We start from the raw sequence: 26893 nt of genomic DNA, 5'->3' as shown, positions 1-26893 counted from the left end.
GCAAAAATGAAGGTACTCGTGCCTGTCAAACGCGTGATTGACTATAATGTGAAAGTTCGCGTCAAGGCGGACGGTAGCGGTGTTGATCTCGCCAATGTGAAGATGTCGATGAACCCGTTCGACGAGATTGCCGTGGAAGAGGCGATCCGTCTGAAAGAAGCGGGAAAGGCCGAAGAGGTCATTGCCGTTTCGATCGGCGTGAAGCAATCGCAGGAAACGCTGCGCACTGCACTGGCGATGGGCGCGGATCGTGCGATCCTGGTCGTTGCAGCAGATGATGTACATCAGGACATCGAGCCGCTGGCCGTGGCAAAGATTCTGGCCAAGGTTGTCGAAGAGGAACAGCCCGGTCTGGTGCTCTGCGGCAAGCAGGCCATCGACAACGACATGAACGCAACCGGTCAAATGCTGTCGGCCCTGCTGGGCTGGAGCCAGGGCACGTTTGCGTCCGAGCTGGACATCGAAGGCGACACTGCCAAGGTCACCCGTGAGGTGGATGGCGGTCTGCAGACCATCAGCGTAAAGATGCCGACCATCGTGACCGTCGACTTGCGCCTGAACGAGCCGCGCTATGCCTCGCTGCCCAACATCATGAAAGCGAAGAAAAAGCCGCTGGATGAGAAAACCGCCGCCGATTACGGCGTCGACGTCACCCCGCGTCTGGAAGTCGTCAAGACCGACGAACCGCCGGCACGTGCTGCGGGTATCATCGTGGGATCGGTTGATGAGCTGGTCGGGAAACTCAAAGAAGCGGGGGCTGTGTAATGGCTGTACTTCTGCTTGCCGAAGTCAACAATGGCGAACTGGCCCTGGACGCGACCGCCAAGGCCGTCACGGCCGCAAAATCTCTGGGTGACGTGACCGTTCTGGCCGCGGGTGGCTCTGCCGCTGCTGCCGGTGAGGCCGCGGCCAAGATCGACGGTGTCTCCAAGGTCCTGGTGGCCGAGGACGCATCGCTGGGTCACCGCCTGGCGGAATCGACCGCGGCGTTGATCGTGGGTTTGGCCGACGGGTACGAGCATATCGTTGCCCCAGCGACCACCGACGCGAAGAACGTGATGCCTCGCGTTGCAGCCCTGCTTGATGCGATGGTGATCTCGGATGCCTCCGGTGTGGTTGACGGTCAAACCTTCGAGCGTCCGATCTATGCGGGCAACGCGATCCAGACCGTGAAATCGAACGACGCCAAGAAGATCGTCACCTTCCGGACCGCATCCTTTGATGCGGCAGGCGAAGGCGGTTCGGCCTCGGTCGAGACGATCTCGGTGGGCGACAATCCCGGCCTGTCCGAATGGGTCGAGGACAAGGTTGCCGAAAGCGACCGCCCGGAACTGACCTCGGCGGGCGTTGTTGTCTCGGGTGGCCGCGGTGTCGGCTCGGAAGAAGACTTCAAACTCATCGAAACTCTGGCCGACAAGCTGGGTGCCGCTGTTGGCGCGTCGCGTGCGGCGGTCGACTCGGGCTATGCCCCGAACGATTGGCAGGTGGGTCAGACCGGTAAGGTGGTCGCACCGGACCTTTATGTCGCAGTCGGCATCTCGGGCGCGATCCAGCACTTGGCGGGTATGAAGGACTCGAAAGTCATTGTTGCGATCAACAAAGACGAAGAAGCACCGATCTTCCAGGTCGCCGATTTCGGACTGGTCGCCGACCTGTTCCAGGCCGTGCCGGAACTGACCGAAAAACTGGGCTGATCAACCCTAAACGAACGCAGGAAACGGCCCGCATCAGCGGGCCGTTTTTCATTCCAGATCCCGCACCACCGACACCAGGTCACCCGCGATGCGCCGATGCGTTGCCGGGCCCAAAACATGCTCGGCGATCGGTTGTTGCAGGGTTCCAAAAATCACATCCTCCAGATCCTCTGACAGGGCCGAAGGCGTCACCCTCACCTCTACAATTGCTGCGCTTAGAGGTTTCAGCGCCGCAAGCATGTCAGGTCGAATGAATGGCAAGGCGTTTTTCAAGACCTCCTCGTGATGGGCATAGCTGAGGGTCAGCAGCACCACGGGGCAATGAACCGACGACAAGAACGCCGTCAACCGGTTCACCCATTGTGCCTGCAAGGCGTCCAGCACCTGTTCGAAGCGGCGGCTGCACCGCTCGTGCAGAACCCGAAGAAGATGGCGGACAAAATGAATTTCGGTAAAGTCCACATCCGGGTAAAGCGCCATCAGCCTTTGCGTCGGTTTCAGAAACCGGTCGTTTCGCTGCGGATGAACCCTGTAAAACGCGTTGGATTGCCCGGTCACATCCGGCAGTTGAAGAACACAAAGCCCGGCCTTGGCAAGGATGGTCTGCACCCCGGTATCCAGGGTCAGGGCATCGAGGCCACAAAACAGGCTGCCCAGATTGAGGCAACGCCTGTTCAGCTGGTCCTGCAGAACAGCCGGAAAAGGCTGGTCAACGAATCGACCAAAGGTTTCATCCCCACCCAAACAGGCCACAAAAGGGTCCGCCAAAGGTTGCTTTGGCGCGCGAAATCGTCCTTTAACCCCTTCATATTGGCAGGTTTGATCGGTTGATCCTGCGATTCCTGCAAACTGATAGCTCATTTTTCACACCCACGTTTCTACACCCAACTGCCATCTTGCCGCCGCAGGTCTTGCCAAACCCCTAATAATCGCAATTGAGACAAATTTGCCCGGTCTGATCCCCTTGCCGCACGCAGAGAACTGCCGATAATGTCGCCAAACCAACGAGAGGCGTTTGAGCATGGAAATTGAATCAGTCGGAGTGATCGGCGCTGGCCAGATGGGCAACGGGATCGCGCATGTCATGGCGCTGGCGGATTACAATGTCTTGCTGAACGATATCAGCCAGGATGCGCTGAACAGCGCCATGGCAACAATCGAAGCCAACCTGTCGCGGCAGGCGTCGCGCGGCAAGATCTCGGACGAGGCCGTCAAAGCCGCGTTGGGGCGGATCAGGACCACATTGAACCTGTCAGATCTGGGCAAAACCGATCTGGTCATCGAAGCCGCGACCGAGAAAGAGGCGGTGAAACAGGCCATCTTCGAAGATCTTCTGCCGCATCTTCAGCCGCATACGATTCTGACGTCGAATACCTCGTCCATTTCGATCACACGTCTGGCCAGCAGAACAGACCGGCCCGAACGGTTCATGGGGTTTCACTTCATGAACCCGGTGCCGGTGATGCAATTGGTTGAGCTGATCCGGGGGATTGCGACGGATGAACCCACATTCAGCGCCTGCAAGGCCGTAGTGGATCGGTTGGGCAAGACCTCGGCCAGTGCCGAAGACTTTCCGGCCTTTATCGTGAACCGTATCCTCATGCCGATGATCAACGAAGCAGTCTACACGCTTTACGAAGGCGTGGGCAGCGTGCAGTCCATTGACCAGTCGATGAAGCTGGGCGCAAACCACCCGATGGGGCCGCTGGAGCTTGCCGATTTTATTGGCCTGGACACCTGTCTTGCCATCATGAACGTCCTGCATGATGGATTGGCAGACACCAAGTATCGCCCCTGCCCGCTGTTGACCAAATATGTCGAGGCAGGGTGGCTGGGTCGCAAGACGCAGCGCGGGTTCTATGACTATCGCGGCGAGGTTCCTGTACCGACCAGATAAGTCAGGGGCCAGCCCCTGCCATATCAAATGGCGGGTGGATCAGGTCTACTGACCCAGAGACATCGTGTGCTGTCTGAGCCATGCCATGAAACCGCGCGGGTCGCGTTCCAGCAGTTCCATGTCCTCATCCGAGATCGGGTCACCAATTACCGGCGACTGGGGTTTATTGCACGAGCGGACGATCTCGTGCAGCAAAAGACCTTGCCGCAGAATGGGTGATAACTTGTTGGCGATCTGATAGGCGCGTGAATTGCTGCCAGGGAAGAAAATCGGTACCACGCGCGCGCCCGAGCGGCGGATCATCTTTGCGGTAAAGACGTTCCATTCCTGCTCTTGCGCGGGTCCGAACCAGTCATCCGATGACATGACAACGCCCGAGGGAAACAGCGCCACGACCCCGCCATCGGCAAGGTGTTGCATCGATTTGCTGCGCATCTCCAGCATTTTGGATTGCGCTTCGGGATCATGTGGAAACGGCACCGGGATCATGAACGAGGTCGCTGCCTCATCCAAACCGGTCAGAACCGACCGTGTCAGAATGCGGTAATCCATCCGGGTGCGTCCGATAAGCTCGGCCAGGATCATGCCGTCGACCATTCCGTGCGGGTGGTTTGCGACCACCACAACCGGGCCATCCTTGGGGATGCGATCCAGTTGTTCCTGCGGCGTCGTCAGATCAATGCCCATGATCCTAAGCGCACCGCCCCAAAACTTCTGGCCACGATAATGCTCGTTTTGTTTTTCGAACTTGTTGACCATGCGCAGAATGGTCAGTTTGCCCGTGCACCATTCAATCGCGCGAATGGCCGTCGAGGTCCAGGCGTCGTCAAACGAGTTGGCGTAGGTCAGTGTTCTGCGGTCGTAGATCTCGCCCTGATCCGAGCTTTCGCCCACAACCGGGCCTGTCTTGGTATCGTGCGTGGTTTCCGCCAATTCCTGGTCTTCCCGTCCTTCGTGTCGCGGCCGCTTGCTAGAACCCTTCGCCGAACCTGTCGTTTACCAAGGTTTCCAAAGCATCTGCCAACGCCTCAGCATCCGGGCCGGACGTCTCGACGTCAATAGTTGTTCCGCGCGACGCTGCCAACATCAAAAGCCCCATAATGCTGTCTCCTGACGCAGAAAGTCCGTCTTTGGACACCTCGGCGCGCGCATCGAACCCTTCGACCACCTCGACCAGCTTTGCCGAAGCCCGGGCATGCAGGCCCTTTTCATTGATAATTTTCAAGCTTCTATTGGGCATCTTCAATCATTCCGGTCCCGATCCAACGTCACATTTTGCGCATTGATGTACTTTCGTCCAGCCTCAAGCGCCAAAGGGACGGCCTCGGTCAAGGGCAAGTGGCGACTTTTGGCCAATTTTATCAGCAGAGGAAGATTGGCCCCGTAAAGGATTCGCCGATCCTGCGGAGCACAGGCCTTGAGGCTAAGATTCGACGGGCTGCCGCCAAACAGATCTGTGACCACGACCACGCCGTCGCCCATGTCCACACTGTCTGCGGCGCGACAGATTTCCGCCTGCTTTTCATCGCGGTTATGGTCGGCTTCGATCGGAACGGCGACCAGCCCCTGCTGCTGTCCGACGACATGCTGGGTGGCCGCAAGGTATTCCTGTGCCAAACCCCCATGAGCAACGATTACTATCCCGATCAACCCGGCCTCACATTCAACGCACGTCTTTCCATCTCGCGATGCCTAATTGCCACCTGCTGCCCCTCTTTCGCAAGGGCCTTTGCAACGGCTTCGGCAACAGCGACCGAGCGGTGCTGACCGCCGGTACACCCAAAGGCCACAGACAAGTGCGCTTTGCCCTCGGCCCGAAACGCAGGCAACAGAACCGTCAGCAGATCAATGACCCGATCCACAAACGGTGCATAATACTTATCGGTCTGAACATAGGACGCCACATCCGGATTGCGACCATCCGCATCACGCAATTCCGGGCGCCAGTAAGGATTGGCCAGAAACCGGCAATCAAAGACCATATCCAGGCCGCGCGGCAGGCCCCTCTTGTAGGAGAATGATTCGATTGAGACCGCCAGATGCCGTCCGTCCCGCGGCGCAAACCAGCGCTCGACTTCTTCGCGCAACTGATGAACATTCAGCGCCGATGTATCGATCAGCGTGTCCGCGATTTCGCGGATCGGCTGCAGTAGCTCTTTTTCCTGGTGAATCCCCGTTTCTGGGCCCGCGTCTGCGGCCACCGGATGGCGGCGACGCGTTTCGGAAAACCGGCGCAGCAGAACGTCGTCGCTACAGTCCAGATATAAAGTCGCCAGATCAACCTTTTCCATCCGGCCCAGCCTGGCGATCAATTCGATAAATCCGATCGTCGAAAACTCACGATTGCGGGCATCTATGCCCAGCGCCATCGGGCGTGTAGGTTCGGGGCCATCCAGCAGGCGGGTCAGCAGGCCCATGGGCAGGTTGTCGATGGCTTCAAAGCCAAGATCTTCGAGAACGTGAATTGCGGTGGAACGTCCGGCACCGGACGGGCCCGTCACAAGCACAACGCGACGCTGGGAATTCAGTTGTTCGGCCATTCCGGGTTCACGCGTCCCATTTTGAGAAGTTGAATCAGTGCTGCTGGCAAATTGGCGACACCGCCGCCGTGAAGCAAGGGAACAGTTTGCCTCAGCACCTGAATCCGGGATTCTGACGGCAGACGGTCTGTCTGAGGGGTGTCTAGGTCGATGACATAGGCCAGCGGCGCCTGATCAACAGTCTCAGCGCGCAAAAGGCCAATGCCGCGCGCCTCAATCAAACCTCGGATAGCGGCGGGAGATCGCGCGCGCACCTGACCCTCGTGCATCTGCAAGTCCACCCTGTCGTCAGACACAAGCTGCGCGCCCAGTGCCATCATCCGCAAAGCAAGCACCGACTTTCCCGCCCCTGGACCCCCAAGAATAAGCAACCCCCGACCATCAACAGCCACGCATGAGGCATGGACACAGGCACTTTCATGGCCTGCGACATCTGACAGTGGGGAACGGGACATATGATCAGACAGGAAGGCCCACCACGAACCGCGCGCCAAGCGGGTCCGAGGTGACGTCGTCTTCGGTCGGTCTGATGTTTTCGGCCCAAATCACGCCGCCATGGGCCTCGACAATCTGTTTGGAAATCGCCAGTCCAAGGCCCGAGTTATTGCCGAAATGCTCTTCCGGGCGTTCTGAATAGAAGCGTTTGAAGATTTTGGTCAGGGCCTGATCGGGAATGCCCGGTCCGGTATCTTCGACCACGATCAGAACCCGGTTGTCCCGTCGACGCACCCAGACGCGAATTGCGTCACCCTCGGTACAGAACGAGGTCGCATTGGTGATCAGATTGACAAATACCTGTGCCAGACGTGCTTCAAGCCCGTTGATCACAATCGGACCGGCAGGCAGATCGGTAATATATTCGACCCCTTTCTTGCGCGCATCCTCTCCCAGAAACTGACCGATATTGGTCAGCAGGTTCAACAGATCGAAGGCCTGCTCTTCTTCCTTGACCAGTTCCGCATCCAAACGGGACGCATTCGAGATGTCGCTGACCAGCCTGTCCAGGCGACGCACATCGTGTTCGATCACGCCCAGCAGTTTGTCCCGCTGATCATCGCGCTTGACCATCCGCAGAGTGCCGACCGCCGACTGCAAACTGGCCAGCGGATTTTTGATCTCATGCGCGACATCTGCCGCAAATTGTTCGTTGGCGTCGATCCGGTTGTATAGTGCAGTCACCATACCCCGCAATGCCTGGCTGAGGCGGCCGATTTCATCGGGCCGGGCGCTGAGGTCGGGGATGCGGATGCGCCCTGGATTAACACCTGTTCCCCGGTCCTTGCCCGTCTCTGCAGCCGAGGCCAGATCGGCCAACGGGTTTGCAATTGTCGATGCCAGAACAAGGCTCAGGCCGATCGAAACCAGCAGCGCCACGACAAACATCTGAAGGATGCGTTCCTGATCCTGACGCGCGAGCGCATCAATCTCACCCGCCGGACCGGCCATGGCAACGGCGCCCACGTTGGAGCCGTCCAGCACGATCGGCGCTGCGGCCACAATGACCGTATCGCCAACACTGTCCGCCACGGCCTGCACCTGCATCTTGCCCGACAACGCAACGGGGACAAGCTCTTGCACGCGCTGTGCCAGAGTGGGTGCTTCGTCCCCCGCCGAGTCACTGAATATCAGGGATATGCCATTCCAGACAGCGTTCAGTGCATCGCTGATCAGCGTGCCGCCCGTTGGGGCATCGGCATCATTCAAGACCAGACCAGGCAAATCGACCGTGGCTGTCGCGCCACGGGTCCAACCGATCAGCGTGCCGGTGCTGTCATAGACAAAGACCTCGCCCCCTTCCGGCAAGCTGAGACCCGCCAGAGTGTCACGAACATCCAGAGACGCCGCCCCACCAACGCCGGGCTGCCGCAACTGGGTTTCAAAAACGTTGCTGACAAGCTGTGCGTCGCCAATCAAGTCCAGCGCGGTTTGCTGCACCCGCTGCGCGCGGGTGTCGTCGAGGTACAGCAATCCAGCGACAAGAATGACCAGCGCGACAATGTTAAAGGTGATGATCCGCCGCGCCAGGGGTGAGCTGCGCAACGAAAAGAGGTTCCTGTGCCGCCGTTGCGCCCCCGCTTCGGCGGACTCGGGGTCCTGGGGGATGACCCAATCATCCCCAAGAACGACGTCACCGTCGCGCAGTTCGATTTCGTGTTTTGTGTCCCGCACCAGACCAACCTATCCCTTCGAACGGTCGTGCCTATTCTTCGTTGTAACGGTACCCAATACCGTACAATGTTTCGATGGCAGAGAATTCGGGATCCGCCGCGCGCATCTTCTTGCGCAGACGTTTGATGTGGCTGTCGATCGTCCGGTCATCCACATAGACCTGATCGTCATAGGCAACATCCATCAACTGATCGCGGCTTTTGACGAAACCGGGTCGCTGGGCCAGGGCCTGAAGCAGAAGAAACTCGGTCACGGTCAAAGAGACATCGTTGCCGCGCCAGCTGACCGCATGGCGCAATGGGTCCATGCGCAGATCGCCGCGCTCCATCACCTTTGTATCGCCGCTTGCCGCATTGGTGACATCGCCGTCATTGGCTTCCTGCCGCCGCAATAGTGCCCGGATGCGTTCGACCAGCAGACGCTGCGAAAACGGTTTTTTGACGTAGTCGTCCGCGCCCATGCGCAGGCCCAACACCTCGTCAATCTCGTCATCCTTGGACGTCAGAAAGATAACAGGCATCTGCGTTTTCTGACGCAACCGCTGCAACAGGTCCATCCCGTCCATACGCGGCATCTTTATGTCCAGCACAGCCATGTCCGGCAGCTTTTTATTAAAAGCGTCCAGCGCCGCCTGGCCATCGTTATAAGTTTCAACCTCGAAGCCTTCGGCTTCGAGTGTCATGGACACCGACGTCAGAATGTTTCTGTCGTCATCCACCAGTGCAATCTTAGACATCGGGTTTGCCCCTTATTCCTGCTCACTCACGCAATTATTCGCCTATTTCTAGGTTATTTTTGGCTTTTTTGAGGCCGCGAATCAATCCGTATCTGCGAATCGTAAGATTGTTGCCACATATCTGCGGCAAAAAAGCCTTAGTATTTCACCTAAACGCGCCTGTTTTTCCGACAGGAAATTTGTGGTGGCGCTAAACCTTCCATTGGTTGCGCTAACTCCGCCAAAGCCTTCTGTTCATGCCCTAAATGCCCGTGGTAAGACGCCTTCAACGCCGGAGGAGGTCCGGCATTTTGCCCAGGTGCATCCGGCCATGAGCCCACGCACCGCCACAGGAGAAGATACACATGACATCTGGACGGGTTAACCCGCAATTCCGCCTCGAAGATCAGGGCATCGAGGGTCTGGGCAATGTCTATTACAACTTCATGGAACCCGCGCTGATCGAAGAGGCGTTGAAACGTGGCGAAGGCACCCTTGGCAAGGGCGGCGCTTTTCTGGTGACAACTGGCAAATTCACCGGGCGCTCACCCAAGGATAAACATGTCGTAAAAACCGACAGCGTGGCCGAAACGATCTGGTGGGACAACAACGCCGCGATGTCGCCGGAAGGGTTCGATACGCTCTACCAGGATATGCTTGAGCACATGAAAGGCCGCGACTATTTCGTGCAGGATCTGGTGGGCGGCGCGGACCCCACCCATTCGATCAATGTGCGCATGGTCACCGAACTGGCCTGGCACAATCTGTTCATCCGCCACCTGCTGCGGCGCCCGGACCGCGAAGACCTGGATGATTTCTCCGCAGACTTCACCATTATCAACTGCCCGAGCTTTCAGGCCGATCCGGCCAAGCACAATTGCCGCAGCGAGACCGTGATTGCGATGAATTTTGATCGCAAGCTGATCCTGATCGGTGGCACGGAATATGCGGGTGAAAACAAAAAATCCGTGTTCACCTTGCTCAACTACCTACTGCCTGAAAAAGGCGTGATGCCGATGCACTGCTCGGCCAACCACGCCGTCGGGAACCCTGTTGATACAGCCGTTTTCTTTGGTCTTTCGGGAACCGGTAAAACCACCCTGTCCGCAGATTCTTCGCGCGTATTGATCGGCGACGACGAACATGGCTGGTCCGATCGCGGCACCTTCAACTTTGAAGGCGGGTGCTATGCCAAGACCATCAACCTGAATGCAGAGGCTGAGCCCGAGATCTACGCGACCACATCGAAGTTCGGCACGGTGATCGAGAACATGGTTTTCGACCCTGAAACCCGCGAGTTGGATTTCGATGACGACTCGCTGACGGCCAACATGCGCTGCGCCTATCCGCTGGAGTATATCTCGAACGCGTCCAGAAGCGCATTGGGCGGACACCCCAAAAATATCATCATGTTGACCTGTGATGCCTTTGGCGTTCTGCCTCCGATCGCACGGCTGACGCCGGCGCAGGCCATGTATCACTTCCTGTCCGGATTTACCTCGAAGGTCGCAGGGACCGAGCGTGGTGTGACCGAGCCTCAGCCAACGTTTTCGACCTGTTTCGGAGCACCCTTCATGCCCCGCCGCCCCGAAGCCTATGGCAATCTTCTGCGGGACAAGATCGCTCAGCACGGTGCGACCTGCTGGCTGGTTAATACAGGCTGGACCGGCGGCGCCTATGGCGTTGGCAGCCGGATGCCGATCAAGGCGACCCGCGCCCTGCTGACCGCAGCGCTTGAAGGCTCGCTGACCGACGCCGAATTCCGCAAGGATGCAAATTTTGGCTTCGACGTTCCGGTAACAGCACCCGGCGTACCAGAGGTGCTGCTTGATCCGCGCCGCACCTGGGACGATCAGGCCGCTTTTGACAGGCAGGCTGAAAAACTGCAGCAGATGTTTGCAGAAAATTTCGAGCAGTATCTTCCGTTCATTGACGAAGACATCAAAGCCGTCGCAATCGGCTGAGTTGACCAAGGGGGCTTCGGCCCCCTTTTCGCCAAATCTCGTCTATTGCCGTGCTGCGTGACGCATTTATCACCGTTGGTTTATCCGACAGTGCCCAATATTGCAGCAAACCCCAACATCAGATAGTTACAATCCACGCTGTGGACCTATGTGTAACCAAAATCGACAGGTTTACAGCGGCGTTGAATTTGGGCGGCTTTCGCGGAACCACTCACACCCGAGATCCAGGCCGTTCGGATATGTAGGTATTGAAACGAACATGGGGGAAAGCGCCTGTTCCGGATTTGGGGAAATCCCGACCATCTATTTCAGATGGTTCTGAAAACAGGCCACATGGACATGACCGAGATCTCAAAACTCACCGAACTGAGAAAACTGATGCAGAGCATGGAGCGCACATTGGGGCTGGAGGAACTGTCCCCGGTCGAGCGTGACATCTACTACGCGGCCGAGGAGCTTTCCAAGGACCAGCAAGAAGTGCGCACCTTTGGACTGATCGAACACACGTTGGTCCAAAGCGTATCGCGCCCAACGTTTTTTCGCGCGCTGAAATCTCTGGTGCAAAAGGGCTACCTGTCGCAAAGCGGAAATGCGAACCGTGGACGATATGTCGTTCACGCACCGAAGTAGCCAATTAACGTTAGCGGCGATGAACGTGCCAAGATGGGCCTCTGAAACGTTTTTTGCGTCGCTGGCCTATGTGGTTGCGTCCCTGTTGACCTTCCAGGTTCTGATGCCATTGCAGAACCTGTTCTTCCCGGCATATCCAAGCCACGCGAGCCTGCTTTTTCTACCGCATGGGGTGCGGGTGCTGGCGGCCTGGTTGCTTGGCTGGCGGGCGATATTTGCCTTGCTGCCTGGGGTTTTCATCGTGTTCGCAGTTATCGGCGGCACAGATGTATTCCTGCCCAGCCGCCTGTTGGCCATGACGATTGCCGTCACAACCGTGCCAGCCGTGTTCTACGCGCTCAAAGGGATGGGTTGGGACCTGTTTCCAAAAGCAGACCGCAAGCCCTGCTGGATCTGCATCATGGGCGTCGGGGTGATTACCTCGTTTCTGGTCTCATTGCTTACCAACCTGGCTTTTGGCAGCGCGACCGAAGAATACATCGCCTTCCTGATTGGTGATATTTCGGGGCTGTTCTTTCTCATGCTTGGCCTGCATTTCGCGTTTCGCTACATGGACCGCAGGGCGTAAAGGCTAATACCAGTTGCCTTGGACACTTCTGTCGGGCCGAACACCCTGTCCAAACAGAGCTAATAACAAAACGCGAACGCTGGGGCAGGCAAAAGCAAAGATCTTTGCCGTTGCAACGTCGTTGGATTTCTCTGCGCCGCAAAATCCTTAAGGTAATTATTGAACTCTTTTCAGCTTTCTTTGGTATTTTTGTTGCGCTGCACGTGCAGCATGATATGACCAGATGACTCAGACAAGGACGTGATTCATGGCCCATGACGGACAGGAAGTGACCAACATGACACCTGCGCCCCTCTTACCGGACCTGCTGGCTTTGACCCGCGCCGCCGTGCCTGCCGTTCAAGCTGTGTTTGAACGGGCCAAAGCCTCTGTTCAGGACATGGTGACATCCGAGGGGCGCGTCTCGGGCGTTTTGATCGAACAGCATCAGACCGCCGCGCACGGGTTGGCCTGGCTGGCGACCTATCATCGATCGCTGCAGCAGATGCAGCGTTGGGCCGAAGCCCTGGACGCCGATGGCAAATTTGGTGAAATCGAACAGTTGCTGCACCAGATCGCCTTTGGCGAGTACCTGCATCAGGTGGCCGGTGGTATTCCAATGAACCAGGGTGAGGTCGTGCGCCTTCAGGATCTGGGGCTGGGCTGGGATGCGCTGTCGGGGTTCCACTGCGCCGAGGTGCAAACGCTCATGGCGCAGGCCAACACACAGGCCGCGCGCACCCGTCTGGTCGCGTTGATGCAGGATCAGTCCGGGGCCACGATGTTCGGTGCGTCCGGGTTGGACGAAGAGCTTGAGATGATCCGCGACCAGTTCCGCCGATATGCCGTTGAAAAGGTCGAACCAAATGCGCACGAATGGCATTTGCGGGATGAGCTGATTCCAATCGAAATCATCGATGAACTGGCAGAAATGGGCGTTTTTGGCCTGACAATTCCCGAAGAACATGGTGGTTTTGGCCTGTCCAAGGCCTCAATGTGCGTGGTTTCCGAGGAATTGTCGCGCGGTTATATCGGCGTGGGCTCTCTGGGGACCCGGTCGGAAATCGCCGCCGAGTTGATCATCGCGGGTGGCACGGATGAGCAAAGGGCGCATTGGCTGCCCAAACTCGCCAGCGCCGAAATCCTGCCCACCGCAGTCTTTACCGAACCCAATACAGGGTCCGATCTGGGCAGCCTGCGCACTCGCGCGGTCAAGAATGCAGACGGTGATTATGAGGTCACGGGCAACAAGACATGGATCACCCATGCGGCCCGCACGCATGTCATGACCCTACTGGCCCGTACCGACCCAGATTCAACCGATCACCGCGGGTTGTCGATGTTTCTGGCAGAAAAAACTCCGGGCACGGATACGGACCCATTTCCCACGCCCGGCATGACCGGTGGCGAGATCGAGGTTCTGGGCTATCGCGGCATGAAAGAATACGAGCTGGGGTTCGACGGCTTCAAGGTCAAGGGTCAGAACCTGCTTGGCGGCGAAGAAGGCAAAGGGTTCAAGCAGCTGATGGAGACGTTTGAATCGGCCCGCATCCAAACCGCCGCGCGCGCCATCGGCGTTGCCCAAAGTGCGTTGGACATTGCCATGCAGTATGCGCAGGACCGCAAGCAGTTTGGCAAATCTCTGATCAATTTCCCCCGCGTGTCCGGCAAGCTGGCGATGATGGCGGTTGAGATCATGATCGCCCGCCAGCTGACCTATTTCTCGGCCTGGGAAAAAGACAATGGTCACCGCTGCGATCTTGAGGCCGGTATGGCCAAGCTGTTGGGGGCTCGGGTGGCCTGGGCAGCGGCGGATAACGGTCTGCAAATCCACGGTGGAAACGGGTTCGCCCTGGAATACAAGATCAGTCGCGTTCTGTGTGACGCGCGTATTCTGAACATCTTTGAAGGCGCCGCCGAAATTCAGGCGCAAGTCATCGCGCGACGGTTGCTGGCCTAAGCCAGGCCTGTCGCGGTTTCCCCAACTGAACCCGGCCCTGCGCCGGGTTTTCTTTTGTTTTGAACCTGCCCAACCCGTGCAATTCGAAATCTCGGGGCACTTATCCGGCATTTTTCAGCTCAAATCGCGAAACTTCCCCCTCGGATCGGGATTGGAATTCGGTTAAAGGGCCTCTGCCAACACCCGTCTTTGTGTTGGCCAAAGGAGAATCGCGCGTGAAGTTCATTATCTCAATCATGGCGACCTGTTTGGTCCTAACGGGATGCGCCATGGCCCCGGTCACCGGCCCTGACGATGTCGAACAATTGACGCAGGCGATCCAGCAGCTTGACCCCAAAGTCGACCCGGCCGAGGCACGGCGTGCTGCCGAGATTTCTTTTGCCTATTCCAACCAACTCAGACAGGATTGGACCGTCACTGATCCGGCCATCATCCACAACGCCAAGGTCATCAACGGGCTTCGCGAAAAGGGCCTGTGCAATGACTGGGCACAGGCCATGACCACACGCCTGAAGCAAGAGAATTTCCGCACGCTGGACCTGCATTGGGCTACGTCGCCGCCAACCGCGTTTCGGATCATCCATCATTCCGCCCTGATCAGTGCAAAGGGCGACTTGATGTATGACGGCATTATTCTGGACCCCTGGCGCAACAGCGGCGTGCTGCATTGGGCCCCTGTGCGGGAGGATACAAAATACAACTGGCGCCCCCGTCTGGACGTGCGGGAAGAGTTGCTGACCGGTACGAACCCCTATTGATGTGGTTCACTCGGCGGCAGCCAAAGGATAGAACACCCTCATGATACGCCTGACCCTGCTGCTGTGTTTTCTGGCCCTGTTTCAATGCGACCAGGATGAAACCGTCGCGGCCTACGGTGCGGCGGATCAAACCTGGCGGTTGCAAGAGATTGACGGGCAACCCTTTGCGGCCAGCGCCCTGATCCGGTTTCCCGAAGACGGCCGGATCGCGGGCAACGCCCCCTGCAATTCTTACCAGGGTAAGCTGAACGCTCCCTACCCCTGGTTCGAAATCTCCGATCTGACGGCGACACGCGCGGCTTGTGCCTGGCTTGAGGCCGAGGGCATGTATTTCGCAGCGCTTATGGCCATGACGCAATCCGAAGTGTCAGGCGATGTGCTGATCCTGCGCAATGATGACGGGCATGAGATGGTGTTCAAAGCCGTCGAGTGAACTGCCCGACAAAGCGCGCGCGCGCGTCGGGCAACGGAACATGCCCCAGCGACGGCGCGACGCGATGTTCCAGAAAATACCCTGTGGTCTGCAACCCTTGCGCAATTTCGGCATCTGGCGCGCTTCCTTGGCCTCGCAGGCACGGCGGCAACGGCAGCAGCTTGTCTGCCCACTCCCCCGCGCCTTCTGCGCTGACTGCACGACCCGTCTTGGGTGAGACATAGGCCAAGCCCTCGCTTGCGCCGGTCACCGCACACCGCTTCAGATCAAGGCCGAATCCCAACTCTTCCAACAAAGCCAGCTCCCAGCGCAAATACGCCAGCGGCCAGATCTCGTCCTGCCCCAGCAGATCCATCAGCTGTTCGGTTTGCCGGTAAATCGACGGGTGCGGTTCACGCTCGGGCAGGCAAAACGACAACAGTGCCACAACGGCATTCAACCCTGAAAGGGCCAGCCTGCCGGAAAACGCCGCGGCCGCTCGGGACCGCAAGGGTTCGACCTGAAACGTACCAAGATGTTCCTCCAGTCGCGCCCGCCACAAAACGTCCAACTGCGCGCCGGGCTGCAAAATGGGCGCGATCTTACGGCTGGCGCCGCCGCGTACAACACCGGCGTGACGGCCGTGTTCTTCGGTGAACACCTCGATAATCGCCGCCGTTTCGCCATGACGGCGAGAGGTCAGAAGTATGCCGTGATCGCGCCATTCCAAGCTTGGTTCCGTCCTGTCGTCAGTTGTATTTTCAGCAAATCCCATGACCGTGACGCATTCAAGCGACAAACAAGTCAAAACTGGCGACTGCTGGGATGAAAAACACTTTGCATGAAACATATTAGATTGCTAATGTTCTCTATATGTTCTTTTCATTGGAGTCTAAGATGTCGCTGAATTATGTCATGATCGGTTCAAACGATGTGTCCAAAGCGCGCGAGTTTTACGACGCGGTGATGCCCGAAATCGGCGGCAAGGTCATCGCCGAATACATGCCCCACGCCGTCTGCTATGAACTGCGCGATGGCGGGTCCATATGGGTGGCAAAACCATTTGATCGGAAAGAGGCGACTGTCGGAAACGGCAACATGGTGGGCCTGCTTTGCCAAAGCGAAGACGAGGTGCGCGCAGCACACGCAACCGCGATGGCCCATGGCGGCACAAACGAAGGCGATCCCGGTGAGCGTCCGCAATATGGCCCGAACTTTTTTGGCGGGTATGCGCGTGATCCCGACGGAAACAAAATGAGTTTTATCTACCTGAGCAACCCGGATTGATTACCCCTGCAGCACATAGTCCGGATCAGAACGTAACCCCGGCGTGGATCAGGATGCCGATGACCATCAGGCAATCCAGGATGGTAGAGATGCCGTTGCCGACATAAATCGGCAGTTTCTTGACCAGGATCCCGTAGATGAACCAGAGGAAGGACAGCCCGGCGTAAAGCGACCAAGACAGCAGCGATTGGCCTGACGCGTGATCGCTGTGGGTGAAATAGAGTTTGATCAACTGCGGCAGCGTGGCAAAGGGGCCAACGACGCCGATAAAAACCATAAAGCCTTCGAAACGCTGCATCCAGTGGCCGAATTCTGAATTTTGCAGCTTTTGACTCAGTGTGTGACGCAAGGGACTACCTCATTTGCCTCTGGTAACGCCGACGGAGATCAACCTGTTTCGGCGACAACGATCTTCAAATTAGCGGTTTTGATCAAGGTGACCAAGACCCCTGATCGGATTCGGCGGATATGCTATTCCAAGCCTTCATCACCCAAAAGGTGTCGCCCTAGCCGGTCTTCGACCTCGATCACCCAGAGGTCGGGGTCAAAACCACGTTGCCGCGTGATCGCATCGTCCACGTCAGCCTCGGGGCCGCTGGACAGTTCGATCCATTTTCTTTCGCCGCTCATCAGATCAAAACTGCGCTGAAAGGCCACTGCCTGCCCGCCCAAAGTATTCAGCTTGACCAGCACGGCGCCGGCCGTGTCGTCGCCATGGGCAACAACAAAGGCCGGAATTTCCTGAAACCGCAACCGCGCCAGATAAGCGTGGACCCAGAATTCAGCCGTCAGCCGGGTCATGCGTTTCCGTCTTTGAAATCCAGACCCATCTCTGAATAGCGCTCGGATTCTTCAAGCCAGTTGGGGCGGACTTTGACCTGCAGGAACAGGTGGATCTTGCGGTCCAGAAACTCTTCCAACTCGGCTCGTGCCGCCTGACTGACGGCCTTGATCGTCTCGCCGCGTTTGCCCAGCACAATGCCCTTGTGGCCGTCGCGCATGACATAGATGACTTGATCGATCTTGGCCGAACCATCCTTGCGCTCTTCCCAGTTTTCGGTCTCAACGGTCAGTTGATAGGGCAGTTCCTGATGCAGGCGCAGGGTCAGTTTCTCGCGCGTCATCTCGGCTGCGATCATGCGCAAAGGCAGATCGGCGATCTGATCTTCGGGATAAAGCCAAGGGCCTTCGGGCAGTTCGTCCGCCAGCCATTTGCGCAGGTCTTCGACACCGTGGCCTTTCTCGGCTGAGATCATGAAAGTTTCGACGAACGGATAGCGCGCGTTCAGATCGCTGGTCAGGGCCAGCAGTTTCTCGGATGGCACCTTGTCGATCTTGTTGATGGCCAACGCGACGGTGCGGTCCTGCCCGATCTCTTCCAGACCTTCAAGGATGCGTTCGACCCCTTCGGTGATGCCGCGATGCGCCTCGACCATCAGGACGACCACGTCGGCATCAGCCGCCCCGCCCCATGCGGCGGCGACCATGGCGCGGTCGAGCCGGCGGCGGGGTTTGAAAAGGCCCGGTGTGTCCACAAAGACCAGTTGCGCGTCGCCCTCAATCGCGACGCCGCGAATGCGGGCGCGGGTCGTCTGCACCTTATGCGTAACGATCGAGACCTTGGCCCCCACCATGCGATTCAGCAGGGTGGATTTGCCTGCGTTGGGCTCTCCGATCAGGGCGATAAATCCGGCGCGTGTGGTCATGTATCTGGCGATCCTGTTTGCAAGTGCGCACCCCTATAGCAGAATGGTCCTGCGGGCCAGAGGGATTTGTCGCATTGCGGCTTTGCGATCAGGATGCAACAAACCGGTATCGCCACGCCATTGCCAGCCAGGCGCATTCCTTTGATCGGGGCACATCATGAAACGACGCGAGTTTCTTTTGGGCAGCGCGGCTTCCACAGGTGCAGTGGGTGCGGGTTCGCTTGGCTGGGCTCAGGGCCCAGACACCTTGGTGATACAGCCTGCCAGCTATACCTTGCGCAACAAACCCACGACCGGGATGGTAAGCCTGTCGGCTGATAGCCCGCCGCCGGTTCTTTTTGGCCAGCAAGGCAAGCCCATGCGACTGGCTGTGCAGAACACGCTGCCGGACTATACCGCGATGCACTGGCACGGGCTACGGATCGCAAATGAAATGGATGGCGTGCCCTACCTGACTCAGATGCCAATTGGTGAAGGAGAGGTATTTTCCTATGAGTTCACACCTCCCGACGCCGGAACCTATTGGTATCATCCCCATTGCATGACGATGGAACAGATGGCCCATGGGCTGACCGGCGTGATGGTGATCGCCGAAGCTGAGGATCCCGGGTTTGACGCGGATCAGGTGGTCAACCTGCGCGACTTTCGGCTGGATGAAGAGGACGGTTTCCTACCTGCCTATACCCAGCGCGGGGCGGCGCGCGCCGGTACTTTCGGCAATGTCCACACCGCAAACTGGCTGAGCGCGCCTGTCTATGATCAACCCACGGGCGGTCTGGTCCGGTTGCGCGTCGTCAACACGGACACAACGCGCATCTACCGGCTCCACCTGACCGCCCCCACGGCGCGGATCATTGCCTGGGACGGTCACCCGGTGACGCTCAGCCTGCCGATGCCAAGCCCGGAAGAACCCCTGCTGGTTGGTCCCGGTCAACGAGTAGATTTTGCGGTTTCGATGCCAGCAAGTGAAGGCCAGAAGGTCGATCTGATGGCAAAACTACCCGGGCAACCGCCACGCGCAATGGCATCCTTGCGGGCCATCGGGCCCTCAACAGGGCGAGACCTGCGTGAGATCCGGCCGTTGCCGGTGAACCCGGTGGCAAAACCGGATCTGACAGATGCCGAAGTGATGGATTTCGTCTTTGGTTGGACACCCGAGGGCACGCTGCCCAACAACGGCTTCTGCGGGTCATTGGGATATAATTTTTGGTCGATCAATCGAACCCCATGGCCGGGCGATGCTGCGCCCGGCGTGGGACCCTTGGCAACGCTGGAACTGGGCAAAAGCTATATACTGCGCCTTCGAAACGAGTCGCCGAACCTGCACCCAATCCATTTGCACGGGCTGGCCTTTGTACCCTTGCGGTCCAACCAGCGCGCGCTGCCTCCGCTGATGACGGACACAATGCTGCTGCTCAAGGACGAAGTGGTCGAGATCGCATTGGTGGCCGACAACCCCGGCGATTGGGCCTTTCATTGCCATGTGATCGAGCATCAGAAAACCGGCCTGACCGGGTTTATCCGAGTGGCCTGATCCTAAGGCCCCTTCGGCAGATCGAGCGCCAGAACGTGATTGGGATAGGACTGATCGCCGATACAGAAATCGGTCACCCCAACCTGCCTGAACCCTTTGGAAAGGTAAAAACTGATTGCGGGTTCGTTCTCTGAATTCGTGGTCAGCCAAATCGTGTCGCGCCCTTTGCCCCGGCAATGATCAATCGCAGCGTCCAGCAACGCTGATCCGATACCCTTGCCGTGATGGCGGGGCTGGACATAAAACGTCACGATCTCAAGATCCGACAGCCCCTCTTTCGGCGCAACGCGATCCTCCGCCAGCCGGATAAAGCCATCAATCCCATCCCGGTTTTCCGAGACGACCAGGAAATCCCGATCCTCATCAAGAATGGCCTCAAACCGGGCAATCGTGAATTCGGACAACGCGAATTCGGCAAAGAACGAACTGACGCCATGCCGCAGATACGTGCCGATCCAGACCTCAATCGACAAAGCGGCAAGACTGGCCGCATCCGTCTTGGTTGCGGGCCTAAGCCTCACGGCCCAGGCCCTGCGCGTGCGATCACGTCAGTTGCTCCAGCAAGGCCTTTGCGGCGGCTTGTTCTGCCTGACGCTTCGACCCTGCGGTTGCTTGCGCCTCGGCCCCATCCTGAAGGCGCGCGGCGATGGTAAAGACAGGCGCGTGATCCGGTCCGCTGCGCTTGACCTCGACATAGGACGGAGGTTTTTGCCCCCGCGCCTGCGCCCATTCCTGCAATGCGGTTTTCGCGTCGCGGGCATCCGCTTCAACCTTGAGGATGCGATCCCCCCAAAGACGCAAAATGATATCGCGCGCGGCTTCGAACCCGGCATCGCGATAGATGGCGGCAATCACCGCTTCCATCGCGTCACCCAGCAACGCCTGTTTGCGGCGCCCGCCCGACAGCATTTCGGACCGGCCAAGTTTCAAAACGGCGCCAAGTTCAATCTGACGCGCCACATCGGCGCAGGCCTCTTTGCGCACCAAAGCATTGAAACGCGGGGCCAGCTGCCCTTCCGAGGCATCCCTGTCCGCCTCAAGCAGCGCGGTGGCCATCACCAGCCCCAGCACCCGGTCGCCCAGAAACTCCAGCCGTTGGTTATCGGGCCGGGTCGGTGACGAAACAGACCCGTGGGTCAGGGCACGCACCAGCAGGTCGGGGTTCTGAAACTCATACCCCAACCGCTTTTGAAAGGCCCTTATTTCACCGGAAAGCTTCAATTCACCGCCTTGAAGAAACGGTCGCTCCGCCATGTCCAGAAGAACAGCATCGACCGGCCCGCTGACGAGAACATGATCCGATCCGCGCGACCGATCAGGTCCTCATAGGGAACAAAACCAACACCCTGGGCCGATTGCGGTATGCGGCTGTCAGCCGAATTGTCGCGGTTGTCGCCCATGAAGAAATACTCGCCCTCGGGCACCACATAGACACCGGTATTGTCGGCGCCCTGATTGCCGATGTTGAGAACGTCATAGGAAACGCCGTTTGGCAGCGTCTCGATCATTTGGGACTTTTCGCAGGTTCCACCAAATCCCACAGGACCATTTTCGCAACGCGGACGCAGACCCTGCGGGCCTTGCGGTTCGGCGATTTCGGTGAATACGCCATCTGGGGTCTGCGGCACCGGAGTACCGTTCAGGATCACAATACCATCGCGCACCTGAACCTGATCACCCGGGAGGCCGATCAGACGCTTGATATAGTCCCGCCCAGTGACCGGGTGACGAAAGACGATCACGTCGCCCCGCTCAGGCTCACCGCCGAAAATACGCGAGTCGCCATCGCCCTGCATCCAGCCGCAGATATCCTCGGCATCGATGTTCAAGCCGACACTGGGGATGATCAGGCTGGGGCAGGAGGCATAGGAATAGCCATAAGCCATCTTGTTGACGAACAGAAAGTCACCGATCAGCAGCGTCGGCTTCATCGAGCCCGACGGAATCCAGAACGGCTGAAAAAACAGGGTGCGAAAAACGCCCGCGATCAAAAGGGCATAGACGATGGTTTTGATCGTCTCCCAAACGGCGTTTCCTGACTTGGCTTCCTCGGCCATACTGCTCTCCGGTCCTTCTGGTCGTTGCGGTGCTACATGCGGCCCGGGTGGGGGCAAGTCAAGGCTGCACGCGGCCTTCGTGAACGGGACGCGCCTCGATGACCACAAATGCCTGCGCCCAGGGGTGATCATCGGTCAGCGTGACGTGAATGATGGCTTCATGCCCTTTGGGCGTCATTTCCTTCAAACGTTCGGCAGCCCAGCCCGTGACATGCATCACCGGTTGCCCGGTACGCAGATTGGTGACAGCCATATCTTTCCACGCGATGCCCATGCGCAGACCGGTGCCCAGCGCCTTGGAACACGCCTCTTTCGCGGCCCAACGCTTGGCATAGGTCCCGGCGGTGTCATGCCGCCGTTCGGCTTTGCGCTGTTCGGTTTCGGTGAACACGCGATTGCGGAACCGATCCCCAAACCGGTCGAGCGTACCCTGAATGCGTTCGATATTCGCGAGGTCTGTGCCGATGCCGAGGATCATTGCATTTGTTCTTTGTTTATCCGGCGAGCAATCGCCCTGAGTTCGGTTTTTGCAGCTAGCCAAAAAATCACGCTATTGGCAAACAGCGCAAACGAGAGCTGCAATGCCATTAAGGTTACTATGCTCCCGCTTTGATGCCAAAACTCCAACAAACGAACATCCACCGGCCCAATCCCGGAAACCGCTAACAGAACGTAGGCAACATAGCTGACAACACAAAACAACATGCTGGATACGCAAGCGAAAATCAGCGTTTCGAACAGTCCTGGCATGAATCCATTCGCACGTGCAGTACAGCGGCCTACAATTGCGGCAGCAATGATCGCGGACAAATAGGGGATCCCGATGTTGGCCAGATCAATGCCGGTCAGATAGAACAATACAACCACGGCGACCGGTAGCAGGTATCTGATTGCGACCAACCACACCGTGTATTGCCATAGATCTATGTGCTTCAAACCTCAGCCCACCGAATCGACCATCGGTTTGGATCGCACCTCATCCATCAACCGGCGCATTTCCGCGATGGCCGGTGTCAGGCCGCGGAATATGGCCTCGCCGATCAGAAAATGACCGATGTTCAGCTCGCGCACCTCGGGAAAGGCTGCAACCGGCTGAACGGTGTCATAGGTCAATCCGTGGCCTGCGTGAACCTCCAACCCCAGTGAGTGTGCGAACGCGGCCATATCGCGCAGCGCCTCAAGCTCGCGCGCAGCGTCGTCCATTTTGCCTTCGGCGTGAAAGTCACAATAGGCGCCAGTGTGCAGCTCGATCACTTCGGCGCCAATACGGTGGGCTGCCTCGATCTGGCGCTGATCGGCGGCGATGAAGATCGACACACGGCAGCCAACATCGCGCAAAGGCGCGATGAAATGGGCCAGCTTGTTCTCTTCGCGCGCCACTTCCAGGCCGCCTTCGGTGGTCCGCTCTTCGCGTTTTTCCGGAACGATGCACACCGCATGCGGTTTGTGGCGCAGGGCAATCTGCTGCATCTCGGGCGTCGCTGCCATTTCAAAGTTCAGCGGAACGGTCAGAGCGTCCATCAGCGCTTCGATATCTTCGTCGACGATATGCCGACGGTCTTCGCGCAAATGCGCGGTTATGCCATCTGCACCGGCCTCTTCCGCCAGCTTTGCCGCGCGCAAGGGGTCAGGGTACGCCCCACCGCGCGCATTCCGAATTGTTGCAACGTGATCGATATTCACGCCCAGCCGCAAATGAGTGTCAGGCATCGGTCGAATCCCTTTTCGCTTCTTCTGCCGACCCTAGTTCGTTTGCCACGGGAACGGCAGTCTTGGATTGTGCCAAGCGTTTGATTTCTTCGAATTTCGCCTTGATCCGCGACCGCCTGCGTTGCTGATACGTCCGGATCAGGGGCAAACTGAGGTAATAGCAGACGAAACCCGCGATGACCCCTGGAATGATGCCACCCACCAGATAGGGCAGAAACACCTCGTCGTAGAATTTGTCGAGCCCGCGCCAATCTGCAACCCGGTCCGTAAAGATGGCAAAAAAGTTGTTTTTCAGATCACCCAACGCATCGGCAAACTTGCCCATCAGACCGACTGTGTCGTCTTCATCAAACTCGGTGCCCAATAGAAAGTGACCGGTTTGCAGACAAATCACACCAATCGGCACATAAGTCAGCGGGTTTCCAAAGAAAGTCCCACTGAGAGCGGCCAAAATGTTGCCGTTGAGAATTCGGGCCAAAACCGCAGCGACTAGAAAATGCAGACCATAAAACGGAGTGAATGCCGCAAAAACACCAGCGCCGATACCGCGCGCAATACGCTCGGGCGTGTCCGGCAAACGGCGCACACGGTGTTTGACGTATAGAAATGCACGCGTCCACCCACCTCGCGGGTAGACGAATTCAGATGCGATCTGGACAGGCGAGCGTCGATCTCGGCGCTTGAAAACCACTCCTGATCACCCCTTCCTAGCCTGCTGCGACACCGGTGCCTGCCCGGTCTCTGAACCGCTCGACCGCGGCGACATCGCTTTCTGCCTCAAGCATCAACATCAAGGAATGAAGCTGTTCAAGATCGCGCAGTTCAACACTGATCATAAGGCGGTAAAAATCCGGTTTGCGGTCAACAAATTCCAGGTTCGAGATGTTTGCCTTCTTCTCGCCGATCAAGGTACAGATACGGCCCAGCACGCCCGCATCATTGCCAATGGTCAGATCCAGCGTCGCGCCATGCACTGCAGGATGCGTGCCCGTGTGCCAATGCAGGTCAACCCAGCGATCCGGTGCGTCCTCGAACTCGGACAGGCGGTCGCAATCGATGGCGTGAACCACCACGCCTTTCCCGCGATAGGTGATCCCGACGATGCGTTCTCCAGGCAGAGGCTGACAGCAAGGCGCGCGCTCAAAACTTTGACCTGGCTCCAGGCCAATCACCGCACGGCGCAGCGGAACGGCGTCGCCATCGTCTTTAGTCAACTCGGGGTAAACCGCGCTGACCACCTCATGCGCTGTCAGTTCAGCGCTGCCCAAACGGGCCAGCAACTCGTGGCGGTCCTTGAGGCGCAGGTGCTTTGCCGCGGTGTCCAGCGCCTTGTCGGTCGCCTTGTGGCCCACATGTTCAAACGCGGCGCGGGCCAGTTCCTTGCCCAGCTTGATGAACCGTTCGCGATCAACCTCTCGCAAGGCGCGGCGGATGGCGGTGCGTGCCTTGCCCGTGACCGCAATCTCAAGCCAGGACACCTGGGGCGTCTGACCGTCGGCCGTAATAACATCAACCGATTGTCCGTTCTTGATCCGGGTCCACAAAGGCACACGTATGCCGTCAATCTTCGCCCCGACACAGGCATGTCCGATACGGGTGTGGATGGCATAGGCAAAGTCGATCGGTGTCGCGCCGCGAGGCAGTTTGACCACGTCGCCCTTGGGGGTAAAGCAGAACACCTGGTCGGAATACATCTCAAGCTTGACGGCTTCAAGGAAATCCTCGTGATCTTCTTCGCTGTCAAACTGTTCGGTCAGGTTCGAAATCCACTTGGCGGGATCGACCGCAAAGGGGTTTTCGGTTCGCACACCGTCACGATAGGACCAATGCGCGGCGACGCCGGTTTCGGCCACGTCGTGCATCTGCCGGGTTCTGATCTGAACCTCGACCCGTTTTCCATCCCGGCCAGACACCGTGGTGTGGATCGAGCGATAGCCGTTCGATTTCGGCTGGCTGATATAGTCCTTGAACCGCCCCGGCACCGCGCGCCAGCGCTGGTGAATAGCGCCAAGGGTGCGGTAACAATCTTCCTCGGATCGGGTGATGATGCGAAACCCGTAGATGTCCGAGAGGCGCGAAAACCCCTGATCCTTTTCCTGCATCTTACGCCAGATCGAATAGGGTTTCTTGGCACGGCCAAATACTTCGGCCTCAATCCCGGCTTTCTCCAGTTCGTGCCGCATATCTCCGGTGATCCGATGGATCACATCACCGGTTTCCCGTTGAAGCGTGATAAAGCGGCGGATGATCGACTGGCGACCCTCGGGGTTGAGAACGCGGAACGCGAGGTCTTCGAGCTCCTCTCGCATCCATTGCATACCCATGCGCCCTGCCAGAGGCGCGTAGATATCCATCGTCTCGCGCGCCTTCTGCACCTGTTTTTCCGGGCGCATCGCCTTGATGGTGCGCATGTTGTGCAGACGGTCGGCCAGTTTGACCAGGATCACCCGAAGATCCTTGGACATCGCCATGAACAACTTGCGGAAGTTTTCGGCCTGCTTGGTTTCCCGGCTGGAAAGCTGCAGGTTGGTCAGCTTGGTGACCCCATCCACCAGTTTGGCAACCTCTTCCCCAAACAGCTCGGCCACCTTGCCATAGCTGGCCTTGGTGTCCTCGATCGTATCGTGCAGAAGTGCGGTAATAATGGTCGCATCATCCAGACGCTGTTCGGTCAGGATGGCGGCAACGGCAACAGGGTGGGTAAAATAGGGCTCGCCCGAATGGCGGAATTGACCTTCATGCATCTGCTGGCCAAACTCATAGGCCAGGGTGATGCGGTCGGCATTTGTCTTGGGGTTGTAGTTGCGGACCAGCGCAATCAGGTCTTCAGCAGAAATCATCCGGTCCGCACCTTCGAGTTTGGGGCTTACCCCTGGCCTTGGGCCTCCATCAGCGCGCGCAGAAGCTTTTCTTCGGACATGTCGTCATCCGCGGGCTTGTCGGATTCCGCGCCCATCAACAATGCCATCTGATCTTCTTCGGGCTCGTCCACCTCGATCTGAGTCTGGTTGGCCTCGATCAGGCGTTCGCGCAGCTCATCGGCGCTTTGTGTTTCGTCTGCAATCTCGCGCAGGGACACGACGGGGTTCTTGTCGTTGTCACGATCCACGGTGATCGCCGCACCGGCAGAAATCTCACGCGCCCGATGGGCGGCAAGCATCACCAGTTCGAACCGGTTCTGTACCTTGTCTACGCAATCTTCGACCGTCACGCGGGCCATGGGGCGCTCTCCGTATATGAATCCATGTCAGGAAGGGGTTTATCTAAGCGCGAATCCCCCGATTGACAAGCAGGAAATGCTGCAATTGCAGCG

General features: G+C 58.1%; 32 protein-coding genes. 11 read left to right on the top strand and 21 right to left on the bottom strand.

Translation table 11 applies throughout. The features are described from left to right. Window positions 1-6: 6 nt before the first annotated feature. Together ACR0AG_RS20310 and ACR0AG_RS20305 are read left to right on the top strand one after the other, a co-directional pair. Window positions 7-765 (top strand): electron transfer flavoprotein subunit beta/FixA family protein, encoded by a 759-nt coding sequence (locus ACR0AG_RS20310; protein ID WP_480842173.1) that lies wholly within the window; start codon window positions 7-9, stop codon window positions 763-765. Then, entirely contained in the window at window positions 765-1694 is a 930-nt protein-coding gene (locus ACR0AG_RS20305; RefSeq protein ID WP_480842171.1) for an electron transfer flavoprotein subunit alpha/FixB family protein, read from the top strand. The genes ACR0AG_RS20310 and ACR0AG_RS20305 overlap by 1 nt, the downstream gene beginning before the upstream one ends. Window positions 1695-1742: 48 nt before the next feature. On the opposite strand, the gene ACR0AG_RS20300 is transcribed toward ACR0AG_RS20305, so the two are convergent. Next, window positions 1743-2555, bottom strand: coding sequence for a DUF6473 family protein (locus ACR0AG_RS20300; RefSeq protein ID WP_480842169.1), 813 nt, complete (start codon window positions 2553-2555; stop codon window positions 1743-1745). A 160-nt stretch (window positions 2556-2715) separates the two neighbouring features. On the opposite strand from ACR0AG_RS20300, the gene ACR0AG_RS20295 reads away from it, so the two are divergent. Continuing rightward, window positions 2716-3591, top strand: a complete 876-nt coding sequence (locus ACR0AG_RS20295; protein WP_480842167.1) for a 3-hydroxybutyryl-CoA dehydrogenase — start codon at window positions 2716-2718, stop codon at window positions 3589-3591. Window positions 3592-3636: 45 nt separating this feature from the next. Here ACR0AG_RS20295 and ACR0AG_RS20290 read toward each other — a convergent pair whose 3' ends face one another. The 7 genes from ACR0AG_RS20290 to ACR0AG_RS20260 are packed head-to-tail and all read right to left on the bottom strand — an operon-like array spanning window position 3637 to window position 9036. Next, a complete protein-coding gene (locus ACR0AG_RS20290) occupies window positions 3637-4524 on the bottom strand; it encodes a lysophospholipid acyltransferase family protein (protein WP_480842165.1) in 888 nt (295 codons plus the stop codon). Window positions 4525-4561: 37 nt separating this feature from the next. Beyond that, window positions 4562-4831: an HPr family phosphocarrier protein gene (locus ACR0AG_RS20285; protein WP_480842163.1), complete on the bottom strand. Its 270-nt coding sequence runs from the start codon at window positions 4829-4831 to the stop codon at window positions 4562-4564. Between the two features lie 2 nt (window positions 4832-4833). Beyond that, window positions 4834-5241, bottom strand: coding sequence for a PTS sugar transporter subunit IIA (locus tag ACR0AG_RS20280; RefSeq protein ID WP_480842161.1), 408 nt, complete (start codon window positions 5239-5241; stop codon window positions 4834-4836). Then, window positions 5238-6131 carry an RNase adapter RapZ gene (gene rapZ / locus ACR0AG_RS20275; RefSeq protein WP_480842159.1) on the bottom strand — a complete coding sequence of 298 codons (894 nt, stop codon included), beginning with the start codon at window positions 6129-6131 and terminating at the stop codon, window positions 5238-5240. The genes ACR0AG_RS20280 and rapZ overlap by 4 nt, the downstream gene beginning before the upstream one ends. After that, complete coding sequence (locus tag ACR0AG_RS20270; RefSeq protein WP_480842157.1) at window positions 6116-6586, bottom strand: HPr kinase/phosphorylase; 471 nt, start codon at window positions 6584-6586, stop codon at window positions 6116-6118. Before ACR0AG_RS20270 ends, rapZ begins: the two co-directional genes overlap by 16 nt. Window positions 6587-6590: 4 nt before the next feature. Then, complete coding sequence (locus tag ACR0AG_RS20265) at window positions 6591-8300, bottom strand: ATP-binding protein (protein WP_480842155.1); 1710 nt, start codon at window positions 8298-8300, stop codon at window positions 6591-6593. Between the two features lie 31 nt (window positions 8301-8331). Beyond that, window positions 8332-9036: a response regulator transcription factor gene (locus ACR0AG_RS20260; protein WP_480842153.1), complete on the bottom strand. Its 705-nt coding sequence runs from the start codon at window positions 9034-9036 to the stop codon at window positions 8332-8334. A gap of 344 nt (window positions 9037-9380) precedes the next feature. Between ACR0AG_RS20260 and ACR0AG_RS20255 the strand changes: the two genes are divergently transcribed. From ACR0AG_RS20255 to ACR0AG_RS20230, 6 genes are all read left to right on the top strand, one after another. Further along, the gene (locus ACR0AG_RS20255) at window positions 9381-10979 is read left to right on the top strand and encodes a phosphoenolpyruvate carboxykinase (RefSeq protein WP_480842151.1); all 1599 of its coding nucleotides are present in this window, start codon (window positions 9381-9383) and stop codon (window positions 10977-10979) included. 312 nt (window positions 10980-11291) lie between these two features. Then, window positions 11292-11609 (top strand): hypothetical protein, encoded by a 318-nt coding sequence (locus ACR0AG_RS20250; RefSeq protein WP_480842149.1) that lies wholly within the window; start codon window positions 11292-11294, stop codon window positions 11607-11609. A 25-nt stretch (window positions 11610-11634) separates the two neighbouring features. Further along, window positions 11635-12177, top strand: coding sequence for a hypothetical protein (locus ACR0AG_RS20245; protein ID WP_480842147.1), 543 nt, complete (start codon window positions 11635-11637; stop codon window positions 12175-12177). A 247-nt stretch (window positions 12178-12424) separates the two neighbouring features. Beyond that, window positions 12425-14116 carry an acyl-CoA dehydrogenase family protein gene (locus ACR0AG_RS20240; RefSeq protein WP_480842145.1) on the top strand — a complete coding sequence of 564 codons (1692 nt, stop codon included), beginning with the start codon at window positions 12425-12427 and terminating at the stop codon, window positions 14114-14116. A gap of 215 nt (window positions 14117-14331) precedes the next feature. Further along, window positions 14332-14874 (top strand): hypothetical protein, encoded by a 543-nt coding sequence (locus ACR0AG_RS20235; RefSeq protein WP_480842143.1) that lies wholly within the window; start codon window positions 14332-14334, stop codon window positions 14872-14874. 40 nt (window positions 14875-14914) lie between these two features. Further along, window positions 14915-15307: an META domain-containing protein gene (locus ACR0AG_RS20230; protein WP_480842141.1), complete on the top strand. Its 393-nt coding sequence runs from the start codon at window positions 14915-14917 to the stop codon at window positions 15305-15307. On the opposite strand, the gene recO is transcribed toward ACR0AG_RS20230, so the two are convergent. Then, window positions 15291-16016: a DNA repair protein RecO gene (gene recO / locus ACR0AG_RS20225; RefSeq protein ID WP_480842189.1), complete on the bottom strand. Its 726-nt coding sequence runs from the start codon at window positions 16014-16016 to the stop codon at window positions 15291-15293. The genes ACR0AG_RS20230 and recO overlap by 17 nt on opposite strands. Window positions 16017-16183: 167 nt before the next feature. Between recO and ACR0AG_RS20220 the strand changes: the two genes are divergently transcribed. Further along, complete coding sequence (locus ACR0AG_RS20220; RefSeq protein WP_480842139.1) at window positions 16184-16573, top strand: VOC family protein; 390 nt, start codon at window positions 16184-16186, stop codon at window positions 16571-16573. 25 nt (window positions 16574-16598) lie between these two features. On the opposite strand, the gene ACR0AG_RS20215 is transcribed toward ACR0AG_RS20220, so the two are convergent. The 3 genes from ACR0AG_RS20215 to era form a co-directional block, all read right to left on the bottom strand. Beyond that, window positions 16599-16922, bottom strand: coding sequence for a SemiSWEET transporter (locus ACR0AG_RS20215; protein WP_480842137.1), 324 nt, complete (start codon window positions 16920-16922; stop codon window positions 16599-16601). A 122-nt stretch (window positions 16923-17044) separates the two neighbouring features. Beyond that, window positions 17045-17374 carry a DUF1491 family protein gene (locus ACR0AG_RS20210; RefSeq protein WP_480842135.1) on the bottom strand — a complete coding sequence of 110 codons (330 nt, stop codon included), beginning with the start codon at window positions 17372-17374 and terminating at the stop codon, window positions 17045-17047. Continuing rightward, window positions 17371-18279 (bottom strand): GTPase Era, encoded by a 909-nt coding sequence (era, locus tag ACR0AG_RS20205; protein WP_480842133.1) that lies wholly within the window; start codon window positions 18277-18279, stop codon window positions 17371-17373. The genes ACR0AG_RS20210 and era overlap by 4 nt, the downstream gene beginning before the upstream one ends. Window positions 18280-18436: 157 nt before the next feature. Between era and ACR0AG_RS20200 the strand changes: the two genes are divergently transcribed. Next, a complete protein-coding gene (locus tag ACR0AG_RS20200) occupies window positions 18437-19813 on the top strand; it encodes a multicopper oxidase family protein (RefSeq protein ID WP_480842131.1) in 1377 nt (458 codons plus the stop codon). Between the two features lie 2 nt (window positions 19814-19815). Here ACR0AG_RS20200 and ACR0AG_RS20195 read toward each other — a convergent pair whose 3' ends face one another. Genes ACR0AG_RS20195 through rpoZ form a run of 9 tightly spaced genes read right to left on the bottom strand, consistent with a single transcriptional unit; the run spans window position 19816 to window position 26800 of the window. Next, window positions 19816-20334 carry an N-acetyltransferase family protein gene (locus tag ACR0AG_RS20195; RefSeq protein ID WP_480842129.1) on the bottom strand — a complete coding sequence of 173 codons (519 nt, stop codon included), beginning with the start codon at window positions 20332-20334 and terminating at the stop codon, window positions 19816-19818. A gap of 22 nt (window positions 20335-20356) precedes the next feature. Further along, a complete protein-coding gene (rnc, locus tag ACR0AG_RS20190) occupies window positions 20357-21034 on the bottom strand; it encodes a ribonuclease III (protein ID WP_480842187.1) in 678 nt (225 codons plus the stop codon). Further along, window positions 21031-21870 carry a signal peptidase I gene (lepB, locus tag ACR0AG_RS20185; protein ID WP_480842127.1) on the bottom strand — a complete coding sequence of 280 codons (840 nt, stop codon included), beginning with the start codon at window positions 21868-21870 and terminating at the stop codon, window positions 21031-21033. The genes rnc and lepB overlap by 4 nt, the downstream gene beginning before the upstream one ends. Window positions 21871-21928: 58 nt before the next feature. Then, complete coding sequence (gene acpS, locus ACR0AG_RS20180; protein ID WP_480842125.1) at window positions 21929-22348, bottom strand: holo-ACP synthase; 420 nt, start codon at window positions 22346-22348, stop codon at window positions 21929-21931. Continuing rightward, window positions 22345-22776 carry an ABZJ_00895 family protein gene (locus ACR0AG_RS20175; RefSeq protein WP_480842123.1) on the bottom strand — a complete coding sequence of 144 codons (432 nt, stop codon included), beginning with the start codon at window positions 22774-22776 and terminating at the stop codon, window positions 22345-22347. Before ACR0AG_RS20175 ends, acpS begins: the two co-directional genes overlap by 4 nt. 33 nt (window positions 22777-22809) lie before the next feature. Then, a complete protein-coding gene (locus tag ACR0AG_RS20170; protein ID WP_480842121.1) occupies window positions 22810-23580 on the bottom strand; it encodes a pyridoxine 5'-phosphate synthase in 771 nt (256 codons plus the stop codon). Beyond that, complete coding sequence (locus ACR0AG_RS20165) at window positions 23573-24271, bottom strand: DUF2062 domain-containing protein (RefSeq protein WP_480842119.1); 699 nt, start codon at window positions 24269-24271, stop codon at window positions 23573-23575. The genes ACR0AG_RS20170 and ACR0AG_RS20165 overlap by 8 nt, the downstream gene beginning before the upstream one ends. A 16-nt stretch (window positions 24272-24287) precedes the next feature. After that, complete coding sequence (locus tag ACR0AG_RS20160; protein ID WP_480842117.1) at window positions 24288-26420, bottom strand: RelA/SpoT family protein; 2133 nt, start codon at window positions 26418-26420, stop codon at window positions 24288-24290. A 26-nt stretch (window positions 26421-26446) separates the two neighbouring features. Continuing rightward, window positions 26447-26800 carry a DNA-directed RNA polymerase subunit omega gene (rpoZ, locus tag ACR0AG_RS20155; protein ID WP_170356736.1) on the bottom strand — a complete coding sequence of 118 codons (354 nt, stop codon included), beginning with the start codon at window positions 26798-26800 and terminating at the stop codon, window positions 26447-26449. Between the last annotated feature and the right edge of the window lie 93 nt (window positions 26801-26893).

Source organism: Ruegeria sp. H6 (genome assembly GCF_056532975.1).
The sequence above is the reverse complement of the archived record's forward strand: the minus strand, read 5'-3'. Positions and strand labels throughout refer to the sequence as shown.